Origin of the sequence: Moorella glycerini (assembly GCF_009735625.1) — a bacterium.
In the GTDB taxonomy this organism is placed as follows: Bacteria; Bacillota; DSM-521; order Neomoorellales; family Neomoorellaceae; genus Neomoorella; species Neomoorella glycerini.
In genome coordinates this window covers 3482021-3500377 of record NZ_CP046244.1, presented here as the reverse complement: position 1 = coordinate 3500377, position 18357 = coordinate 3482021, and the positions used below count along the sequence as shown (strand labels likewise).

The following is an 18357-nucleotide window of genomic DNA, read 5'->3' as shown; positions in this document are numbered from 1 at the left end:
AATGGCCATTCTCGGCATCGATACCAGTGCCTATACCTGTTCAGTAGCCATCGTCAGCGTTGACGGCGAAATACTTACAGCTCACCGCCGCCTGCTGCCGGTACCCCCGGGGGAAAGGGGACTGCAGCAGGGAACGGCGGTTTTTCATCATGTCCAGAGCTTGCCGGAATTGCTGGCTTTAGCCTTTGCCGACGTGCCGGCAACCCATCTCAAAGGAGTGGCGGCTGCCACCAGACCCCGGCCCGTGGCAGGCTCCTATATGCCGGTTTTTACCGTAGCTGCCGGGCAGGGCCGGATACTGGCAGCCGCCTTGCAGGTACCCTTCCTGGCCACTACCCACCAGGAAGGGCATATTGCCGCGGGCCTGTGGTCGGCAGGCTGGCAGCCGGACGGTCCCTTTCTGGCCGTCCACCTGTCGGGAGGGACCTCCGAAATTCTCCAGGTCAGCCGTAAATCCGGTGGTTTTAATATTAGCAAACTGGGGGGCACCCTGGATCTTCATGCCGGGCAACTTGTAGACCGGGTCGGGGTGCTCATGGGCCTGAAGTTTCCCGCCGGGCCGCAGCTGGAACTGCTGGCCCGGGAAGCCGGAGGAGAAGATGGAGAAAAGGTCCGGCTGACCTCAGCCGTCCGGGGGTACAATTTTAGTTTTTCCGGGCCGGCCAGCCAGGCAGAACGCCTGCTGGCTGCAGGCGCTCCCCGGGCGGCCATCGCCCGGGCGGTGGAGCAGTGTATTGCCAATACCCTGGAGAGGGTCTTGCGGCCGGCCGTGATTGCTACCGGGATTAAAGATATTTTAATCGTGGGCGGGGTGGCGGCCAATACCTACCTGCGCAGCCGCCTGCGTCACCGCCTGGAACACCGCGCCGTAGGAGCCCGCCTCTACTTTGCCGCCCCGGAACATAGTTCCGACAATGCCATCGGCGTGGCCCTCCTGGGCCGCGAGGTAGTTTAGTGCGCCTTTGCCGGTTGCCGGCGCAGGTCGGGCAGGGGAAGGGCCAGGGCAGCAGCCAGGGCAGGAATAAAGGCCAGGAGGTGGATGACAAAGGGGACACCCCTGGCATCGGCAATACCACCCAGCAGGAGGAGCCCCAGGCCGCCGGTGCCGATGGCAAACCCCATCATCAGGCCGGAGGCCACCCCGATGTGCCGGGGCATCAAGGACTGGGCCAGGACAATGGCCGGGGCAAAGGTAGAAACTACCGCAAAGCCGCTCAAGGCCAGCAATATGGCCACCCAAAGCCCTTTGACGTAAGGGAAGGCCAGGACCAGGGGAATAAGCACCAGCATGGAGGCGACGATCATTTTTTTGGCCCCCAGTAATCGGCAAGTCGCCCACCCACCAGAGTACCCACGGCGCCGGCTATGAGAAAGATGGAGAGCATGGTACTGGCGAAGGCGGCCTCACCATGGAGGTAATGCTGGTAGTAAAAGGGGATGTAATAGGTTAAACCGGTATGCAGCCAGGAACGCATGATGACCACCAGGACCAGCAGGGTAATGGCCGCCAGGGAAGTATGACTATCATTTTCTTTTTGCCTGCCGGCAGCAGTTGCCCGCTGGCCGGCGGCCATGGCGCGACCAATGGCCGGCATGGTATGGGCCAGTAAAGCGACGGTAAGAACCGTAGGAAAGAGAATCAGCCAGGAGGATTTTAAACCACCGTGGCTGAGGATGAGAGAAGCGATTATTGGCCCCAGGCCGAAGCCCAGGTTACCGCCTACGGAAAAGACGGCCATGGAACTGGCCTGCAGGGGACCGCTGATATAATGGGCCGACTTGGAAGCTTCCGGGTGGTAGGCAGCTACCCCAAGGCCGCTGATAAAGACGATGGCTGTAAGTAAGTAGTAGTTGGGTACCAGGCCGAAGACAGCCATACCCAGGCCGGCTAACAGGCAGCCGGCAGGCAAGAGCCAGCGCAGCTGGTACCGGTCCGACAGGTAACCGAAAAGGGGCTGGATCACGGAAGAACTGATAGTAGATAGGGCGGGAATGATGCTGGCGGCCGTAAAGGTCAGGCTAACCTGTTCTTTATATACCGACAGGAAGATGGGCAGCAGGCCTTGGTTGATATCGGTAACCAGGTGCCCCAGGCTTAACAGGTAAAGGATACGTTTTTGCACTTGTTTAACCCTCCAGTCTCATCATATCTTAAACCCTGGAAGGGTAACGGTCAAGGATTATTAGCAGGAATATGGGTTTTAATGGCGAATAGTTATTAAATTGTGTACTGCATTTGTACCGCTTTTGACGGCGCTCAATAGCGGTATGGACAACTAAAGGGGGTAAGGCAGTTAGTGTACCGTATTGTCCGGAAAGAAGTCATGTCGCCAGTCATCAAGCTCATGGAGATTGAAGCTCCGGAAGTGGCTGCCAAAGCCCAGGCCGGACAATTTATTATTCTCCGGATAGACGAAGAGGGGGAACGCATTCCTTTAACAATCGCCGATTTTGATCGCACCCGGGGCACCATTACTACTATCTTCCAGGAAGTAGGCTACACCACCCGGCGCCTGGGTACCCTGGAGGCGGGGGATGCTCTCGCCGACTTTGTCGGTCCCCTGGGACAGCCCTCGGAGATTGCCAATTACGGCCGGGTCGTTTGTGTTGGCGGCGGTGTCGGCGTGGCCCCGGTTTATCCCATAGCCCGCGCCTTGAAGGAAGCCGGCAATGAAGTAATTGCTATTATTGGTGCCCGGACAAAGGAATTGCTTATCTGGGAAGACGAAATGCGGGCCGTTTCCAGTGAGTTGCTGGTGGCCACCGATGACGGCAGCTATGGCCACCACGGCTTTGTAACGGACCTGCTGAAGCAGATCCTGGAAGAAAGGGGTAAGGTAGCCCGGGTCTGGGGTATCGGCCCGGTGGTCATGATGCGGGCCGTGGCGGAAACTACCAGGCCCTTTGGGGTACCCACCATTGTCAGCATGAATCCCATTATGGTGGACGGTACCGGTATGTGCGGCGCCTGCCGGGTCAGCGTCGGCGGGGAGACCAAATTTGCCTGCGTAGATGGGCCGGAATTTGACGGCCACCAGGTTGACTGGCAGCTGGCCCTGCGGCGGATGAACATGTATAGAGAAGAGGAAGAAAGGATTCTCAAGTTCCATGAGGGAGGTGGCTGCGGATGCCATTAATACCCCACAAAACCCCCATGCCCTCTCAGGATGCCCGGGAGCGTATTCGTAACTTTAATGAAGTAGCCCTGGGCTATACCGCAGAGATGGCCCTGGCCGAAGCCGAGCGCTGCCTCCAGTGTAAAAAGGCTCCCTGCCGCCAGGGTTGCCCGGTAGAGGTGGACATCCCGGCCTTTATCAGCCTGATCAAGGAGAAAGATTTTGACGGGGCCATTGCTAAAATAAAAGAAAAGAACAACCTGCCGGCCATTTGCGGGCGGGTTTGCCCCCAGGAAAACCAGTGTGAAAAATACTGTACCGTGGGCAAGAAGCATGAGCCGGTAGCCATCGGCCGCCTGGAACGCTTTGTCGCTGATTACCAGATGGCTAAAGGCGAGGCGGCGGTAGTGAGCAAGGCACCGGCTACCGGATTTAAGGTGGCAGTAATAGGTTCCGGTCCTGCCGGCTTGACCGCTGCGGCCGACCTGGCCCGGATGGGACACCAGGTGACGGTCTTTGAAGCCCTCCATGTGCCCGGGGGCGTGCTGATGTACGGTATCCCTGAATTCCGCCTGCCGAAAAAGATCGTCCAGCAGGAGATCGACTCCATCCGCCAGCTGGGGGTAGAGATCCGGACCAATGCCGTGGTCGGCAAGGTTACCACTGTGGACGAGCTCCTCGCCGGCGGCTACGACGCCGTCTTTATCGGTACGGGGGCCGGGCTGCCCCACTTCATGGGGATACCCGGGGAAAACCTCCTGGGCGTCTACTCGGCCAACGAATTCCTCACCCGGACCAACTTGATGAAGGCCTACCTCTTCCCCCGCTATGCCACCCCCATCAAGGTGGGCAGGCGGGTGGCTGTTATCGGCGCCGGCAATGTGGCCATGGATGCGGCCCGTACCGCCCTGCGCCTGGGAGCAGAAGAATCCTATATCGTTTACCGCCGCTCGGCAGCCGAAATGCCGGCCCGCAAGGAAGAAGTAGAGCACGCGGAAGAGGAAGGGGTCCAGTTCCACCTCCTCACCAGCCCGGTGAAAATCTACGGGGACGACCGGGGTGTGGTGACAGGCATGACTTGCCAGCGCTTTGAACTGGGCGAGCCGGACGCATCCGGCCGCCGGCGGCCGGTGCCCATCCCTGGTTCCGAGTATGATATGGAAGTAGATACAGTGGTCATGGCCATCGGCCAGGGCCCCAACCCCCTGGTCTTAAGGACCACGCCGGGCCTGGAACTCACCCGCAAAGGTACCATCGCCGCCGACGAGGCTACCGGCGCCACCTCCCGGCAGGGCGTCTTTGCCGGTGGCGACATCGTCACCGGCGCGGCAACCGTCATCCTCGCCATGGGAGCCGGCAAAGCCGCCGCCCGGGCCATCGACAAGTATTTGCGGGAGAAGTAGTATTTGGGAGGTTAGAAGTACGAGCGATAGCAAAAGCAGGTGTATGTCCCGGAGCCGCGAATAGCGGAGCGCCGGTAACAGGACAGGCGAGGTGAGGTTGCCGTTGCCGCCGCCGAGGACGCCTGAGCGCGCCTCTGAGGGAAAAGTAGCTGAACCTCATAGAAAAACTAAAATTCCTCAAATAGGGAGCCTGTTCATTGGCAATCCGCAGGCGGCGTTGCAACGGTCCGAACCGAGCCGTTGTCCTGTCGGCGCGTAGCTTCTGAGCGGCGAAGGGTCATACACCTGCCAGGCAGTATGCTATTTACATCCTAAAGGAGGTTTTACCCCATGCCAGCCCAAATCCTGGACGGCAAGCAGATTGCCGCCGAAGTACGGGAAGAAGTCAAGCAGGAAGTAGCCAGGTTAAAAGAGCAGGGGATTACTCCCGGTTTGGCCGTCGTCCTGGTCGGCGACGACCCGGCTTCCCAGGTGTATGTGCGCAACAAACACCGCGCCTGCGAAGAAGTCGGCATCTACTCGGTAGTCCACCGCCTGCCGGCGGAAACCACCCAGGCTCAACTCCTGGAGTTAATCACCCAGCTCAATAACGATCCCCAGATTCACGGTATCCTGGTACAACTTCCCCTGCCCGGTCATATCGACGAAAAAACTGTCATCGACACCATTGCCCTGGAAAAGGATGTCGACGGTTTCAGCCCGGCTAATGTCGGCAACTTGGTCATTGGCGATAAGTGCTTTTACCCCTGTACGCCCCATGGCTGCATGGTCCTCCTGGACAAGACCGGGATTGATCCCAAAGGTAAAAAGGCAGTTGTCGTTGGCCGCAGCAATATCGTCGGCAAGCCTATGGCCATGATGCTGTTAGCCCGCCACGCCACGGTAACCATCTGCCACTCCCGCACCAAAGATCTGGCCGAGGAGTGCCGCCAGGCCGATATCCTGGTGGCTGCCGTAGGCAAGCCAGAGATAATCACCGGCGACATGATCAAGGAAGGTGCGGTAGTCATCGATGTGGGCATCAACCGCGTGGGCGAGAAAAAGCTGGTGGGGGATGTCCACTTTGAGAGCGCCGCCCAAAAAGCCGGCTGGATTACCCCGGTGCCCGGGGGAGTCGGTCCCATGACCATTGCCATGCTGCTGAAAAATACAGTCGAGGCGGCCCGGCGCTAGTGTCCGGGCAGCGGGTCCTGGCGGTGAGGGAACTCACCGCCTATTTGCAACGCCTAATAGGTAATGACGGCCGCCTGGCCAACGTCTGGGTCAAGGGGGAGATCTCCAACTTACGCCGGCCGGTGTCGGGTCACCTCTATTTTACCCTTAAAGACCAGGTGGCTGCTTTGCGCTGCGTCATGTTCCAGGGCCGGAGCCGGAGCTTAAGCTTGCGCCTCCAGGACGGCCTGGAGGTAATAGCCAGGGGCCAGGTAGCCATTTATCCCCGGGACGGCGTTTACCAGCTTTATGTGGCCGAAATCTTCCCGGCTGGAGTGGGTATGGCCAGCCTCGCCCTCCAGGAGCTGGCGGCCCGCCTGGAACGGGAAGGACTTTTTGCCGCCGAGCGTAAACGGCCCTTGCCCCTCCTGCCGCGCCGGGTGGGCCTGGTGACCTCACCCAGCGGTGCCGCCCTGCGGGATATGGTTACCGTCAGCCGGCGGCGCTTCCCCGGCATTGACCTGGTACTGGCCCCGGCTACCGTCCAGGGTGACACTGCCCCCCTGGAACTGGCCCGGGCCCTGGAACTCCTGGGCAAACTGGGCGGGGTCGACGTGATTATCATCGGCCGCGGCGGCGGCTCAGCCGAAGACTTGAGTGCCTTCAATACCGAAATCGTCGCCCGGGCCATCTATGCCTGTCCGGTCCCGGTTATTGCTGCCGTTGGACACGAGACGGACCTCACCCTGGCCGACCGGGTGGCCGACCGGCGGGCACCAACGCCTTCGGCGGCCGCCGAACTGGCCGTCCCGGTAAAGACCGAACTGGAAGAGCGCCTGAATATCCTGGCTGCCCGTACCCGGCGGGGCCTGGAGCACCGCCTGCAGATGGCGCGAGCCAGGCTCGAACGCCTGGTTAAAAGCCGGGGCATGGCCCGGCCCCAGCAGGAACTGTATTATCGCCAGCAATACCTGGACGGGCTGGAACAGCGCCTGCTGGCTTCCTGGCAGCGCCATTCCGGGGCCAGGGAACAGGCCTTGCAGTTGTTAACGGCCCGCCTGGAGGCCGCCAGCCCCCTGGCCATCTTGAGCCGCGGCTATGCCGTCTGCCGGCGTCCCGGCGGCGGCCCCCCCATCCGGCGCAGCCTGGAGGTGGCTCCCGGGGAAAGGGTGGAAGTAGTCTTAAGCCAGGGCCGCCTCCAGTGCCAGGTGGAGCATGTGGACGGTGGCTAAGGTATCTCTAGCGGACATGTAAATGTGGTAAAAGCCCGGCCAATAACGGCCCTTTGGGAGGAACCCAAGCATGCCTGAAGGCGAACAGCTGAAATTTGAAGAAGCCTTGCAGAAACTTGAGGGTATCGTCCGGGCCCTGGAAGGAGAAGGCCTGACCCTGGAAGATTCCCTGGCCTATTACCAGGAAGGGATCAGGCTGGTGCGCCTGTGCCGGCAGCGCCTCCAGGAAGTCGAGGGCAAACTCCAGGCACTCCTGGTCCAGGAAGGCGAAGTAGTACTGAAGGAAATCTCTCTACCCGGGGGTGAGGGTTACGGAGCTTGAAAGTTACCTGGCCTCCCGCCGGCAACTGGTCCAGGAAGCCTTAGAAAAGAGCCTGCCGCCGGCGGGGAGTTATCCGCCGGCCATTCACCAGGCCATGCGCTACAGCCTTTTTGCCGGAGGTAAGAGGTTAAGGCCTATCCTGGTCCTGGCGGCGGGCGAGACTGCAGGCAGTCCCCCGGAACCCCTGCTGCCGGCCGCCTGCGCGGTGGAGCTCATCCATACCTATTCTCTCATCCACGATGACCTGCCGGCGATGGATAATGATGACTATCGCCGCGGCCGGCTCACCTGTCATAAAGTTTTCGGTGAGGCCATCGCCCTACTGGCCGGGGATGCTCTCCTCACCCAGGCCTTTGCCGTTTTGAGCCAGGTGCCGGCCGGCATCCCGCCGGCGAAAGTTCTCCAGGCCATCGGGGAACTGGCCACCGCCGCCGGTAGCCAGGGGATGATTGGCGGCCAGGTAGTGGACATGGAGGCCGAGGGCCAGCCGGCGACCCTGGAAATAGTTAATTACATCCACACCCACAAGACCGGTAGCCTCATCCGCGCCTGCCTGCGCCTGGGCGGTATCCTGGCTGGTGCCGGTGAGGAACAGCTGGACATACTTACGCGCTATGGCGAAAACCTGGGGCTGGCTTTCCAGATAACCGACGACATTCTCGATATTGAGGGCGATTTTACCCGCATGGGTAAAAAAGGCGGGATGGATGTAGCCCGGGGCAAGGCAACCTACCCGGCCTGCTTAGGCCTGAAAAAGGCCCGGGAGATAGCCAGGGAACTCTGTGCCGAGGCGCAAAGTTTAGCCCGGTCCCTGGGCCCGGCTGCCGAACCTTTATTCCTCCTGGCCGGTTACGTTCTTAACCGGCAAGGATAGTCATACGCTTAGCATAAAGGTGTCCGGGGCAGGGGGGAAAGGCATACCGGTGCTGGCTGCCGGCCAGCACCATAGACGGCATAAGGCTACCAGGGGTTTCTGACTGTGGTGCTTGCCGTTTAAAGATAAATACCTTATAATACATCCTGCCAACTAAAAAATTTTGCCTACCCTATATTGGTGGGTGGCGCAGTATTCTAGTCAAGACCACCATCTTTGAAGACGGGCCTAAAAATCCGTCAAGGGCACACCGATGAAGTTCCTGGTGCTGGCTGCCGACGCCCAGTCGGGGGTTGGTACTGGGAGTTAAGGAGGGGGGGCGATCTACAATGGCATGTAGGCGTGGACCCTCCCTCCGTGGAGACCCAGGTACGTGGGAAAGTTCCTGCGGCAGGGGCAAATACTATGGCCTGGGGTAGAAACCTGCAGTCGGTACGGAGGGTGCTGGCTGCAGCGTAGCCTGCCTTGAGCGGTAGTGGTGGATGCGGGTGGAAAGCACCTGTCAAGGTCTTCGCCGAAGACCTGTTGACCATAGCGGAAACCACTACTGCAAAAGAGGCTAGAAGATGGCCGGGCTTGTCGAGGAAAACTCCTAGACTGTTTACCACCGGTAAGGCTGGCCGGGGATTAAAGTATGTGCTAAGTGGTAATCCAGTCCTGCCTCCGGCGACGGCGCAGGGCACCCTTTAAAGGGAAACCGCCATAGCGGCGACGCGTGGTAGGGTGCCGGGAAAACCTACTGGACCTAAGCCATAACATTTATCCGGCCAGCTGCCACCCACCCCTATATTGGGGAAGTGAGAGGTCAATTTGCTGCAGGGGGTGTTAGCCTCTAGGGGGCTCCCTTTGTAGGAGGCCGGAAACATTTTGACCAGATTACAAGGTCGTTCCTCCTGGAAAAATGCCCTGACCATGGGCGGGGGGACTTTTTTTATAGCCCTGGCCGTAGGCTATGGTTCCCAGGTATTTCTGGGTAGAATAACTTCCATAATTTTATCCTTTACCCTGTTGCTGTTAATTATCCTGGCCGGTATTGCCTTTGATATAGTTGGCGTAGCCACGGCGGCGGCCAGTGAGGCGCCCCTGCATGCCCGGGCGGCCAAAAAGATCCCCGGTGCCCGCCAGGCCCTGGGTTTACTGCGCAACGCCGAACGGGTGGCCAGCTTTTCCACCGACGTGGTGGGGGACGTTTGCAGTACCTTAAGCGGTGCGGTTGGGGCGGTTATTATCTTACGCCTGGCAGGCCAGCATGGGGCGGAAGACCTGCTGGTCAGTACCCTCATGACGGCCGTTATCTCGGCTGTGACTGTAGGAGGCAAAGCCCTGGGCAAGGGATTTGCCTTGCACCAGGCCAATGACATAATTTTTTTTGTGGGCCGGGTGTTGTACGGTGTGGAAAAACTAACCGGGTGGCGCCCCTTTAACCATGCACCCCAGAAAGGACGGCGGCCATGAACCTGCTGGATAAAATCAAGGAACCGGCTGATGTGAAAAAGCTGAATAACCAGGAACTCGAGTTGCTGGCCACGGAAATACGCCGGGAACTGGTCCGGACGGTGGCCCGCACCGGCGGCCACCTGGCGCCCAACCTGGGAGTAGTGGAATTGACCCTGGCCCTGCACAGTGTTTTTGATTTACCCCGGGATAAAATCATCTGGGACGTGGGCCACCAGTGCTATGTGCACAAGATGCTCACCGGCCGGCGCTCCCAGTTCAGCACTTTGCGCCAGTTTGGAGGCTTGAGCGGCTTTCCCAAGCGAGCCGAAAGCCCCTATGATACTTTTGATACAGGTCATAGCAGCACCTCTATTTCGGCCGCCTTAGGTATAGCCCTGGCCCGGGATTTAAAGGGTGAGGATTACCAGGTAGTGGCGGTCATTGGTGATGGTGCCCTGACGGGTGGCATGGCCTTTGAGGCCATGAATCATGCCGGTCACCTGAAGGCCAGCCTGATTGTGGTGCTCAATGATAATGAAATGTCCATCTCCAGCCCGGTAGGGGGCATGGCGGCCTACCTTTCCCGCCTGCGGACGGATCCCATGTACTCCCGGGGTAAGGAAGAACTGGAAAACCTCCTCAACCGCCTGCCCCATGTGGGCCCCCGGGTTTTAAAGATAATTGAGCGGATGAAGGATAGCTTTAAATACCTGGTCGTCCCGGGAATGCTTTTTGAGGAACTGGGTTTCACCTACCTGGGTCCCATTGAAGGCCACAACATTGCCCGGCTCAAAGAAGTACTGCAACGCGCCCGTGCTACCCGCGGGCCGGTTCTGGTCCATGTAATTACTACCAAAGGCAAAGGTTACCGGCCGGCTGAAACCCATCCCGGCCGCTTCCACGGCGTCGGCCCCTTTGACCCGGATACAGGCGAACCCTTAACTGCGGGGGGACCGCCGACTTATACCTCCGTTTTTGGCGCCGAACTGGTACGCCAGGGGGAAAAAAACAACCGCCTGGTGGCCATTACGGCGGCCATGCCCGAGGGTACCGGGCTCATTCCCTTTGCCCGGCGCTTCCCGAAACGCTTTTTTGATGTCGGCATTGCCGAGCAGCATGCCCTCACCATGGCCGCCGGCCTGGCGGCCGCGGGTTTAAAACCGGTAGTGGCCATTTACTCCACCTTTTTGCAGCGGGCCGTTGACCAGGTCATCCATGATATTGCCTTAATGGAACTACCGGTAGTTCTGGCCATTGACCGGGCCGGGCTGGTGGGTGAAGATGGGGAAACCCACCAGGGCCTCTTTGACCTGGCCCTGCTGCGCAGTATACCCCGGATGGTAATCATGGCTCCCAAAGACGAGCAGGAACTGCGGCACATGCTGGTTACAGCCATCCAGCACAACGGGCCGGCAGCCTTACGTTACCCCCGGGGTGCCGGTGTGGGTGTACCGTTAACTGGTGCGGCCCAGACCCTGCCTATCGGCAAAGGGGAGGTCCTGCGCCAGGGCAGGGATGTAGCCATCCTGGCCCTGGGCCCCCTGGTTTACGCCGCCCTGGCCGCCGCTGGAGAACTGGCCGCCCGGGGTATTGAAGCGGCAGTCATCAACCCGCGCTTTGTTAAACCCCTGGACGCGGAGCTAATTCTCACCTGGGCCGCTAAGACTGGCCGCCTGGTGACGGTTGAGGAACACGTCCTGGCCGGCGGTTTTGGTAGTGCCGTCCTGGAATTGCTGGCTGCTAACGGCAGGGAGAGGACGCGGGTGCAATGCCTGGGGGTTAAGGACGAGTTTGTCCCCCAGGGTAAACCGGCCGTTTTACGGGAACACTTAGGTTTGACGCCGGCGGGGATCATCAAGGCCGTCCAGCAGGTGCTGGAGGAAGAGCCGATGCTTACCAGGCATAAATTGGGTACCAGGGAGATTTCCGGTGGCTAGACAACGAATAGACCTCCTGCTGGTGCAGCGGGGACTGTTTGCCAGCCGCCAGCAGGCACGGGCGGCCATTATGGCTGGCGAGGTGCTGGTCAACAATGTCCCGGTAGACAAGCCCGGGGAGAGGGTCCCGGTTGAGGCGGAGATACGCCTCACCGGCCAGCCCCTGCCTTACGTCAGCCGCGGCGGTTTAAAGCTGGAGAAGGCCCTAAAGGTTTTTAATATTGATTTACGCGATAAAATAATCCTGGATGTAGGCGCGTCCACCGGTGGCTTTACCGACTGTGCCCTTAAACACGGTGCCGCCCGGGTATATGCCGTTGATGTCGGTTACGGCCAGCTGGCCTGGTCGCTCCGCCAGGATCCCCGGGTAACTGTCCTGGAAAGGACCAACGCCCGTTACCTGGAACGGGCTACCCTGGGGGAGCTGGTTGACGTGGCCACTATTGATGTGGCCTTCATTTCCCTGGCGAAAATCCTCCCGGCCGTCCTCCGCTGCCTTAAACCGGAGGGGGAGATTATTGCCCTGGTCAAGCCCCAGTTTGAAGCCGGCCCGGGCCGGGTCGGTAAAAAGGGAGTTGTGCGCGACCCGGCCGTGCACCGGGAGGTTTTAAAAGAAGTAATGACCGGGGCAGCCGGGTTGGGTTTAAAAATCTATGGTTTAACCTGTTCCCCCATCAGCGGCCCGGAGGGTAACCTGGAATTTCTCCTCTGGCTGGGCTTAAAAGGCCAGGGCCTAGCACCAGGAGAATGGCAGCCCCTGATTGAACAGGTAGTAGCTGAAGCCCACCAGGAAGTGCGTTAGATTTGAAGTGAGGGAGACTATTGCAGCGGATTGGCATGGTGGCCAACCTGGATAAGCCGAGGGTAAGGGAAGTAGCCCTGGAACTCATGGACTACCTGGAAGGCCGGGGCGTGCGGGCAGTGGTATCCACCAGCAAAGCTGCCGCCCTGGGTTGCCCGGAAAAAGGCGTACCGGAAAAAGAGCTGGCAGGTGCCGATTGCCTTTTAGCTCTAGGTGGTGATGGCACCCTCCTGCGGGCGGCGCGGATAGTTGCCGGTGCCGCCACGCCCATTCTCGGCGTCAACCTGGGCCACCTGGGGTTTTTAACAGAAATTGAACTGGCTGAACTTTATCCCGCCCTGGATAAGCTCCTGGCCGGTGATTACCGCCTGGAAGAGCGGATGATGCTCCACGGTACCGTCAGGCGACCAGACCAGGCGTTAAACTGCCAGGCCTTAAATGACGTGGTAATTACTAAGGGTGCCTTTTCCCGCATGCTCCGCCTGGAGGTTTATATTGGCCCGGCTTACCTGGATACTTACCCGGCCGACGGCCTCATTGTCTCCTCACCTACGGGTTCGACGGCTTATTCCCTGTCGGCCGGTGGCCCCCTGGTATCACCGGAACTGCAAGTGATGATTTTAACACCCATCTGTCCCCATACCCTTTACAGCCGGCCCCTGGTTGTACCCGGGGAACAGCAGATCAGGGTCCATGTCCACGCCCAGGGAGCGGAAGTCATGCTTACTGTTGACGGCCAGCAGGGATGGCACCTGGAAAACGGGGACGTCATTACCGTTACCCGGGCGGGAGTACCTACGTGCCTGATACGTTTAAAAAATAACACCTTTTACAGCCTGGTACGGGAAAAATTGCGGGAAGGGGGGAACCGGCAGTATGACGAAAGCCAGGCGCCAGCAGTTGATTCTGGAAATTATAGCCAGCAAGCCGGTAACTACCCAGGAACAGCTGGCCCGGGAATTGCACCAGCACGGCCTTAAAGTGACCCAGGCTACCGTTTCCCGGGATATAAAGGAACTGGGCCTGGTGAAAGTGCCGGCAGGGGAGAACCTCTATCACTACGTGGCACCGCCAGGACAGCCCCTGGTCAATGCTTACGGCCGGTTGCAGCGCCTCTTTGAAGATTCCGTGGTTAAAGTAGACGACAGTGAGAATTTGATTTTAATCCGCACCCTGCCGGGGACGGCCCATGCCGTTGCCTCCTGCCTGGATAGCCTGGCCTGGCCGGAGATCATCGGGACGGTAGCCGGGGATGATACCATCCTGGTCATTGTTAAACCCAAAGGAGCTGTGGCTACGGTTTTAAAGCGCTTTGAGGAGCTCAGGGAAGGGTGAGGCCATGCTCCAGGAACTGCAAATCGAAAATTTTGCCCTGATCGAATCCCTGCAGCTGGACCTGGAACCGGGGCTAACAGTACTCACGGGAGAAACCGGCGCCGGCAAGTCCATCATTGTCGATGCCGTAGGGCTTCTGGTGGGGGCGCGGGCTTCAGCGGAGTATATTCGCGCCGGGTGCGAACGGGCCGTAGTGCGCGGGCTCTTCCAGGCTGCTAACATACCGGGACTGGAAGAAATCCTGGCCGGGTTTGGTGTGCCGGTGGAGGCTGACGGGAGCCTTTTACTCAGCCGGGAAATCAGCCGCAGCGGCCGGCACAGCTGCCGGGTTAATGGCCGCAGTCTCACTTTAAGTATGTACCAGACAATTGGCCAGATGCTGGTAGATATCCACGGCCAGCACGCCTACCAGTCCATTCTCAGGCCAGCCTCTCAGATGGACCTGCTTGACGGCGTGGCGGGCTTAACGGAGCTGCGGGCTCAAGTCAAAGAACTTTACCTGGCCTGGCAAAATTTACAAAATGATCTGGCGGAACTCGGCGGCGACGCCGCGGCAGGGGAACGGCAGCGCGACCTGTTAACTTACCAGCTAAAGGAAATAGCCGCCGCCAATTTAAGCCCGGGTGAAGATGCAGAATTACTCCGGGAACGGGAGATCCTAAATAATGCTGCCAGGCTGGCTGAGGGGGCAGCAGGGATTTACGCCGCCCTTTTTGAGGAAGAAGGCAGGGCGGCTTATGACCGTATCAGCCAGGCGGCGGCAGAACTGGAGGCCATGGCTGCCATTGACGCTGCCCTTAAACCCTGGCAGAATTTGCTGGAAGCTGCCGCCGCCCAGGTGGAAGAGGTAGCCCGCGGCATCCGCCGTTACGGGGAAAAGCTGGACTACGACCCGCAAAGATTAAAACAGCTTGAGGAACGCCTGGAATTGATTAAAAACTTAAAGCGTAAATATGGGGCTGATATTCCGGCCATTTTGCGCTACCAGGCGGAAGCGGCAGCGGCTTTAGAGGGCCTGGAGCAGAGGGTGGCCAGGGCTGCGGCCCTGGAAAAAGAAATCGCTGCCGCTGAAGCCAGGTACCGGGAAGCAGCCCTGCGTTTACGCCGGCAGCGCCTGGAGGCAGCGCAAAAATTAGCTGCCGAGATAACCTCTGTATTGCACGACCTGGCCATGCCGGCGGCCCGGGTAACGATAGCCTGCACGGAAGCCTCCCGGCCGGGACCCGCAGGTATGGATACGATAACTTTTCTCTTCCAGCCCAACCCCGGGGAAGGGAGCCGTCCCCTAGCCCAGATTACCTCGGGCGGGGAAATGGCCCGGGTAATGCTGGCCTGCAAGAGTATTTTAGCCGGTGTCGATGCGGTACCAACTTTGATTTTTGACGAAATCGATGCCGGGGTGGGCGGTGCTGCCGCCCGCGCGGTGGCCAGAACCCTGGCGGCCATTGGCCAGCGCCACCAGGTGCTCTGCATTACCCACTCGGCGCAGCTGGCCGGTGTTGCCGGGCAGCATTACCGGGTGGCCAAGGTTGTCCAGGGCGGGCGTACCTTTACCAGGGTAGAAAAATTACAGGGCGAGGCCCGGGTGGAAGAACTGGCCCGGTTATTATCCGGGGAAGCGAGTCCGATTGCCAGGGAGCATGCGGTCGCTCTTTTAGAACAGGCCCGGGCCAAAAAATGAAATTTATGTTATTTACATTTAAAAATCGTAAATTATCCCCTGAACGCTTCCTAATGCAGGCTATATCTCCTCCTCAGGTCGTTTTTAACAGCATAAAAGCAATGGCCTGGGGTTATTTTATGTTTAGAAGCAAAAACAAAATCCCTGGAATGGGAGGTGGTGCCCTTGAAACGCCTGGGGCGCCAGGTTCTCGGCCTGGTGCTGGCGGCAGTGTTATTGTATGGAGGAATGCTCCCGCCAGTACGCGGCTTTTTTTCTCTGCCCCAGATGCAACGCCTGTCTACGGCAACGCCTTTTAAGTTGAACTGGGAACTACCGCCAGGCCTGGCCCGGCAGGTAGAAATACAGGTTAACAGCCTTGATCAAACCAGTACCGCCGGCCAGGGCCGCCCGGGCTGGTGGCAGTTACAATTAAAATTATTTGGCCTCATTCCCTTAAAAAATATTACCGTGCAGATGGTCCAGCCGGTCAGCGTCTTTCCCGGCGGCCAGGCCATTGGTGTCCTGCTAAAAACAGAAGGGGTAATGGTAGTGGGCCAGGCAGCCGTAAGGGACGGCCAGGGCAACATGCTTTACCCGGCGCGGCAGGCCGGGCTGGAAACAGGTGATACCATCGTGGCTATTGATGGCCAGAAGGTAAGCAGTGACCAGGAAGTGGCCTCCCTGATCGATGCTGCCGGCCGGGCCAATCGCCCTTTAAGTTTAACGGTCAGGAGGGATGAACGCCTGTTCAGCATGAATGTCCGTCCCCTGTACTGCCAGGAGACGGGTCGTTACCGGATCGGCATCTTTGTCCGGGATAGTACCGCCGGTGTCGGGACGTTAACTTTTTATGACCAGGACAAGAGTATCTTTGGCGCTTTAGGGCATATCGTTACCGGCAGCGATGGCCAGGCGGGAATGAATATCAGCGGTGGCCGGATTGTCGCGGCAGCCATCCAGGGGATACACCAGGGGAGGCGGGGCCAGCCGGGGGAAAAAATAGGTGTATTCCTGGAAAACAGCAGCTTTAGTGGCATAATCCAGAAGAATACCACAGTTGGCATATTTGGAACAATAACGGGTAATATTCCCGGTTTTTTTACCTCGCCTTTGCCGGTTGCCCTGGCGGAGACGGTGCACCCGGGAGCGGCCGAGATCTTAACCGTAGTTGAGGGAGAAAAGGTAGAAAAGTTTCAGGTGGAAATTGAACGGGTTATGCCCCACCAGCGAGCCAGTGGCAGGGGGCTGGTCCTACGTATAACCGATCCCCGGCTACTGGCCTTAACGGGAGGCATTATCCAGGGTATGAGCGGCAGTCCCATTCTCCAGGATGGGCAACTGGTGGGGGGCGTAACCCATGTGTTTATTAACGATCCTACCAGGGGGTATGGAGTGCTGGCCGAATGGATGATCCAGGAAACAGATCTTGTCTCACCAACCAGGGGAACTGCTGTCGAATCCCCTGGAGATTTACATATAATGGAAGTAAATGTTGGATAACCAAAAGTTTTGCCTATTTATGCGATTGGAAGGATTATCCCCTGTTGACGTCGAAAACTATCTCGCCTAAAAAATGACATGGGGCTTTAGGAGGCGGGATGAAATACAATGAAAGAACCTATTAAAGTATTAATTGCCGATGATAATCGGGAATTTTGTGAAGTACTGGAGGAATTCTTTAATGAGCAGCAGGATTTTATTTTATCGGGGATAGCCCACAATGGCCATGAAACCCTGCAACTTATCCGGGAACAGGAGCCGGACGTGGTGATTCTAGATATAATCATGCCCCATCTCGACGGCATTGGTGTCCTGGAACAGCTCCATGCTTTAAACTACGAACCGCGGCCGAAGATAGTCATCCTGACGGCCTTGGGCCAGGAGAACATGACCATGCGTTCCATGGAGCTGGGAGCTGATTACTACATACTTAAACCCTTTGACCTGGAAGTGCTTGGCAACCGCTTGCGCCAGCTGGCCAACGGGCAGGCCTTGCCGGCAGCACCAGCCCAGGCAAACCGCGGTGGCCGTAATATGGATGTTGAAGTAACCAGGATCATCCACCAGATGGGGGTGCCGGCCCACATTAAGGGTTATCAATACTTACGGGAAGCTATCCTGATGGTCATAGATGACATCAGCCTCCTGGGTGCGGTGACGAAAGAACTTTATCCCCTGGTGGCGCGTAAATTTATGACCACTCCCAGCCGGGTAGAGCGCGCCATCCGCCATGCCATCGAGCTGGCCTGGGACCGGGGCAACGTGGAGATGATGAATAAATTCTTCGGTTATACTATTAATGTAGAACGGGGCAAACCGACCAACTCGGAATTTATTGCCATGATCGCCGATAAACTGAGAATAGGGGCCAAGATAAATTAAACCTGCAGGAGGTTAGGGGGGAAACTGGCGCTAACGCCAGTTTCTTAATATTATTAACACATAACGGGAGGCGGCTTATGGGTGGGTTTTTGGCATAACTATACTTTCGAAGGGAGATAAAAAATGGACCTTACTGAAGTACTGCTGACTTCCGAACGCATCTATGAAGGCCGGATTTTAAACCTGCGCCGGGACCGGGTACGGCTGCCGGATGGCCGAGAAGCCAGCCGCGAAGTTGTTGAACACCCGGGCGCAGTAGCCATTATCGCCCTGGATAAAGAAAAAAACGTTTATCTTGTTCGCCAGTACCGTTATCCCATTGGCCGGGTAACCCTGGAGATCCCGGCCGGCAAACTGGATGCCGGGGAAGAACCCTTACTTTGCGCCCGGCGGGAGCTGGCCGAGGAAGTGGGCCTCAAGGCAGCTGAATGGCAGCTGCTTTTAACCTTCTACACTACCCCGGGCTTTTCCAATGAAATCATGTATCTTTTCCTGGCCACCGGCCTTAAACCCCACCGGGAAGAAGCCGATGCCGATGAATTTCTAGAAGTTGTGCGACTGCCTTTGCCTGAAGCCGTGGCCCAGATCTTTAAGGGTACTATCCAGGATGCCAAGAGTATTGCCGGTTTACTGGCTGCTGCTCGTACCGTACAGGCATAAATATTCTCCGGCGGCATAACTATCTAGGGGATGATATTTGAC

18 protein-coding genes are annotated in these 18357 nt (G+C 58.3%); 16 read left to right on the top strand and 2 right to left on the bottom strand.

What is annotated here, in order from left to right:
- The first annotated feature begins 1 nt into the window (after position 1).
- Positions 2–955, top strand: coding sequence for a Kae1-like domain-containing protein (locus MGLY_RS17400; protein ID WP_156276030.1), 954 nt, complete (start codon positions 2–4; stop codon positions 953–955).
- Here MGLY_RS17400 and MGLY_RS17885 read toward each other — a convergent pair.
- A complete protein-coding gene (locus MGLY_RS17885) occupies positions 952–1305 on the bottom strand; it encodes an MFS transporter (protein WP_170291166.1) in 354 nt (117 codons plus the stop codon). The two genes, MGLY_RS17400 and MGLY_RS17885, sit on opposite strands and share 4 nt — an antisense overlap.
- Positions 1302–2123, bottom strand: a complete 822-nt coding sequence (locus MGLY_RS17395) for an MFS transporter (RefSeq protein WP_170291165.1) — start codon at positions 2121–2123, stop codon at positions 1302–1304. The genes MGLY_RS17885 and MGLY_RS17395 overlap by 4 nt, the downstream gene beginning before the upstream one ends.
- 174 nt (positions 2124–2297) lie before the next feature.
- Here MGLY_RS17395 and MGLY_RS17390 point away from each other — a divergent pair, with 174 nt between their 5' ends.
- The 15 genes from MGLY_RS17390 (at position 2298) to MGLY_RS17320 (ending at position 18315) form a co-directional block, all read left to right on the top strand.
- Entirely contained in the window at positions 2298–3137 is an 840-nt protein-coding gene (locus MGLY_RS17390) for a sulfide/dihydroorotate dehydrogenase-like FAD/NAD-binding protein (RefSeq protein WP_156276028.1), read from the top strand.
- Entirely contained in the window at positions 3128–4519 is a 1392-nt protein-coding gene (gene gltA / locus MGLY_RS17385) for an NADPH-dependent glutamate synthase (RefSeq protein ID WP_156276026.1), read from the top strand. Before MGLY_RS17390 ends, gltA begins: the two co-directional genes overlap by 10 nt.
- A gap of 330 nt (positions 4520–4849) precedes the next feature.
- Positions 4850–5692 (top strand): bifunctional methylenetetrahydrofolate dehydrogenase/methenyltetrahydrofolate cyclohydrolase FolD, encoded by an 843-nt coding sequence (folD, locus tag MGLY_RS17380; protein WP_156276024.1) that lies wholly within the window; start codon positions 4850–4852, stop codon positions 5690–5692.
- Entirely contained in the window at positions 5692–6903 is a 1212-nt protein-coding gene (gene xseA, locus MGLY_RS17375) for an exodeoxyribonuclease VII large subunit (protein ID WP_156276022.1), read from the top strand. Before folD ends, xseA begins: the two co-directional genes overlap by 1 nt.
- Before the next feature lie 70 nt (positions 6904–6973).
- Positions 6974–7225, top strand: a complete 252-nt coding sequence (xseB, locus tag MGLY_RS17370; RefSeq protein WP_156276020.1) for an exodeoxyribonuclease VII small subunit — start codon at positions 6974–6976, stop codon at positions 7223–7225.
- On the top strand, positions 7206–8099 hold the full coding sequence (locus MGLY_RS17365) for a polyprenyl synthetase family protein (RefSeq protein WP_156276018.1): 894 nt from the start codon (positions 7206–7208) through the stop codon (positions 8097–8099). Before xseB ends, MGLY_RS17365 begins: the two co-directional genes overlap by 20 nt.
- A gap of 867 nt (positions 8100–8966) precedes the next feature.
- Positions 8967–9554 carry a CNNM domain-containing protein gene (locus MGLY_RS17360; protein ID WP_156276016.1) on the top strand — a complete coding sequence of 196 codons (588 nt, stop codon included), beginning with the start codon at positions 8967–8969 and terminating at the stop codon, positions 9552–9554.
- Positions 9551–11473: a 1-deoxy-D-xylulose-5-phosphate synthase gene (gene dxs, locus MGLY_RS17355; RefSeq protein WP_156276014.1), complete on the top strand. Its 1923-nt coding sequence runs from the start codon at positions 9551–9553 to the stop codon at positions 11471–11473. The genes MGLY_RS17360 and dxs overlap by 4 nt, the downstream gene beginning before the upstream one ends.
- Positions 11466–12275 (top strand): TlyA family RNA methyltransferase, encoded by an 810-nt coding sequence (locus MGLY_RS17350; protein WP_156276012.1) that lies wholly within the window; start codon positions 11466–11468, stop codon positions 12273–12275. Before dxs ends, MGLY_RS17350 begins: the two co-directional genes overlap by 8 nt.
- A 20-nt stretch (positions 12276–12295) precedes the next feature.
- Positions 12296–13255 carry an NAD(+)/NADH kinase gene (locus MGLY_RS17345; RefSeq protein WP_156276011.1) on the top strand — a complete coding sequence of 320 codons (960 nt, stop codon included), beginning with the start codon at positions 12296–12298 and terminating at the stop codon, positions 13253–13255.
- A complete protein-coding gene (gene argR / locus MGLY_RS17340; protein WP_156276009.1) occupies positions 13152–13610 on the top strand; it encodes an arginine repressor in 459 nt (152 codons plus the stop codon). The genes MGLY_RS17345 and argR overlap by 104 nt, the downstream gene beginning before the upstream one ends.
- A gap of 4 nt (positions 13611–13614) precedes the next feature.
- The gene (recN, locus tag MGLY_RS17335; RefSeq protein ID WP_156276008.1) at positions 13615–15291 is read left to right on the top strand and encodes a DNA repair protein RecN; all 1677 of its coding nucleotides are present in this window, start codon (positions 13615–13617) and stop codon (positions 15289–15291) included.
- Positions 15292–15450: 159 nt separating this feature from the next.
- Positions 15451–16773 (top strand): SpoIVB peptidase, encoded by a 1323-nt coding sequence (gene spoIVB / locus MGLY_RS17330; RefSeq protein ID WP_156276007.1) that lies wholly within the window; start codon positions 15451–15453, stop codon positions 16771–16773.
- Between the two features lie 108 nt (positions 16774–16881).
- The gene (gene spo0A, locus MGLY_RS17325; RefSeq protein WP_156276006.1) at positions 16882–17655 is read left to right on the top strand and encodes a sporulation transcription factor Spo0A; all 774 of its coding nucleotides are present in this window, start codon (positions 16882–16884) and stop codon (positions 17653–17655) included.
- 123 nt (positions 17656–17778) lie between these two features.
- A complete protein-coding gene (locus MGLY_RS17320) occupies positions 17779–18315 on the top strand; it encodes an NUDIX domain-containing protein (RefSeq protein WP_156276004.1) in 537 nt (178 codons plus the stop codon).
- Positions 18316–18357 lie beyond the last annotated feature (42 nt).

Bases quoted from the DNA above. Each gene is read 5' to 3' on its own strand.
- MGLY_RS17400 (WP_156276030.1), top strand. From the start codon at position 2: ATGGCCATTCTCGGCATCGATACCAGTGCCTATACCTGTTCAGTAGCC.
- MGLY_RS17885 (WP_170291166.1), bottom strand. From the start codon at position 1,305: ATGATCGTCGCCTCCATGCTGGTGCTTATTCCCCTGGTCCTGGCCTTC.
- gltA (WP_156276026.1), top strand. From the start codon at position 3,128: ATGCCATTAATACCCCACAAAACCCCCATGCCCTCTCAGGATGCCCGG.
- folD (WP_156276024.1), top strand. From the start codon at position 4,850: ATGCCAGCCCAAATCCTGGACGGCAAGCAGATTGCCGCCGAAGTACGG.
- xseB (WP_156276020.1), top strand. From the start codon at position 6,974: ATGCCTGAAGGCGAACAGCTGAAATTTGAAGAAGCCTTGCAGAAACTT.
- dxs (WP_156276014.1), top strand. From the start codon at position 9,551: ATGAACCTGCTGGATAAAATCAAGGAACCGGCTGATGTGAAAAAGCTG.
- argR (WP_156276009.1), top strand. From the start codon at position 13,152: ATGACGAAAGCCAGGCGCCAGCAGTTGATTCTGGAAATTATAGCCAGC.
- recN (WP_156276008.1), top strand. From the start codon at position 13,615: ATGCTCCAGGAACTGCAAATCGAAAATTTTGCCCTGATCGAATCCCTG.
- spo0A (WP_156276006.1), top strand. From the start codon at position 16,882: ATGAAAGAACCTATTAAAGTATTAATTGCCGATGATAATCGGGAATTT.
- MGLY_RS17320 (WP_156276004.1), top strand. From the start codon at position 17,779: ATGGACCTTACTGAAGTACTGCTGACTTCCGAACGCATCTATGAAGGC.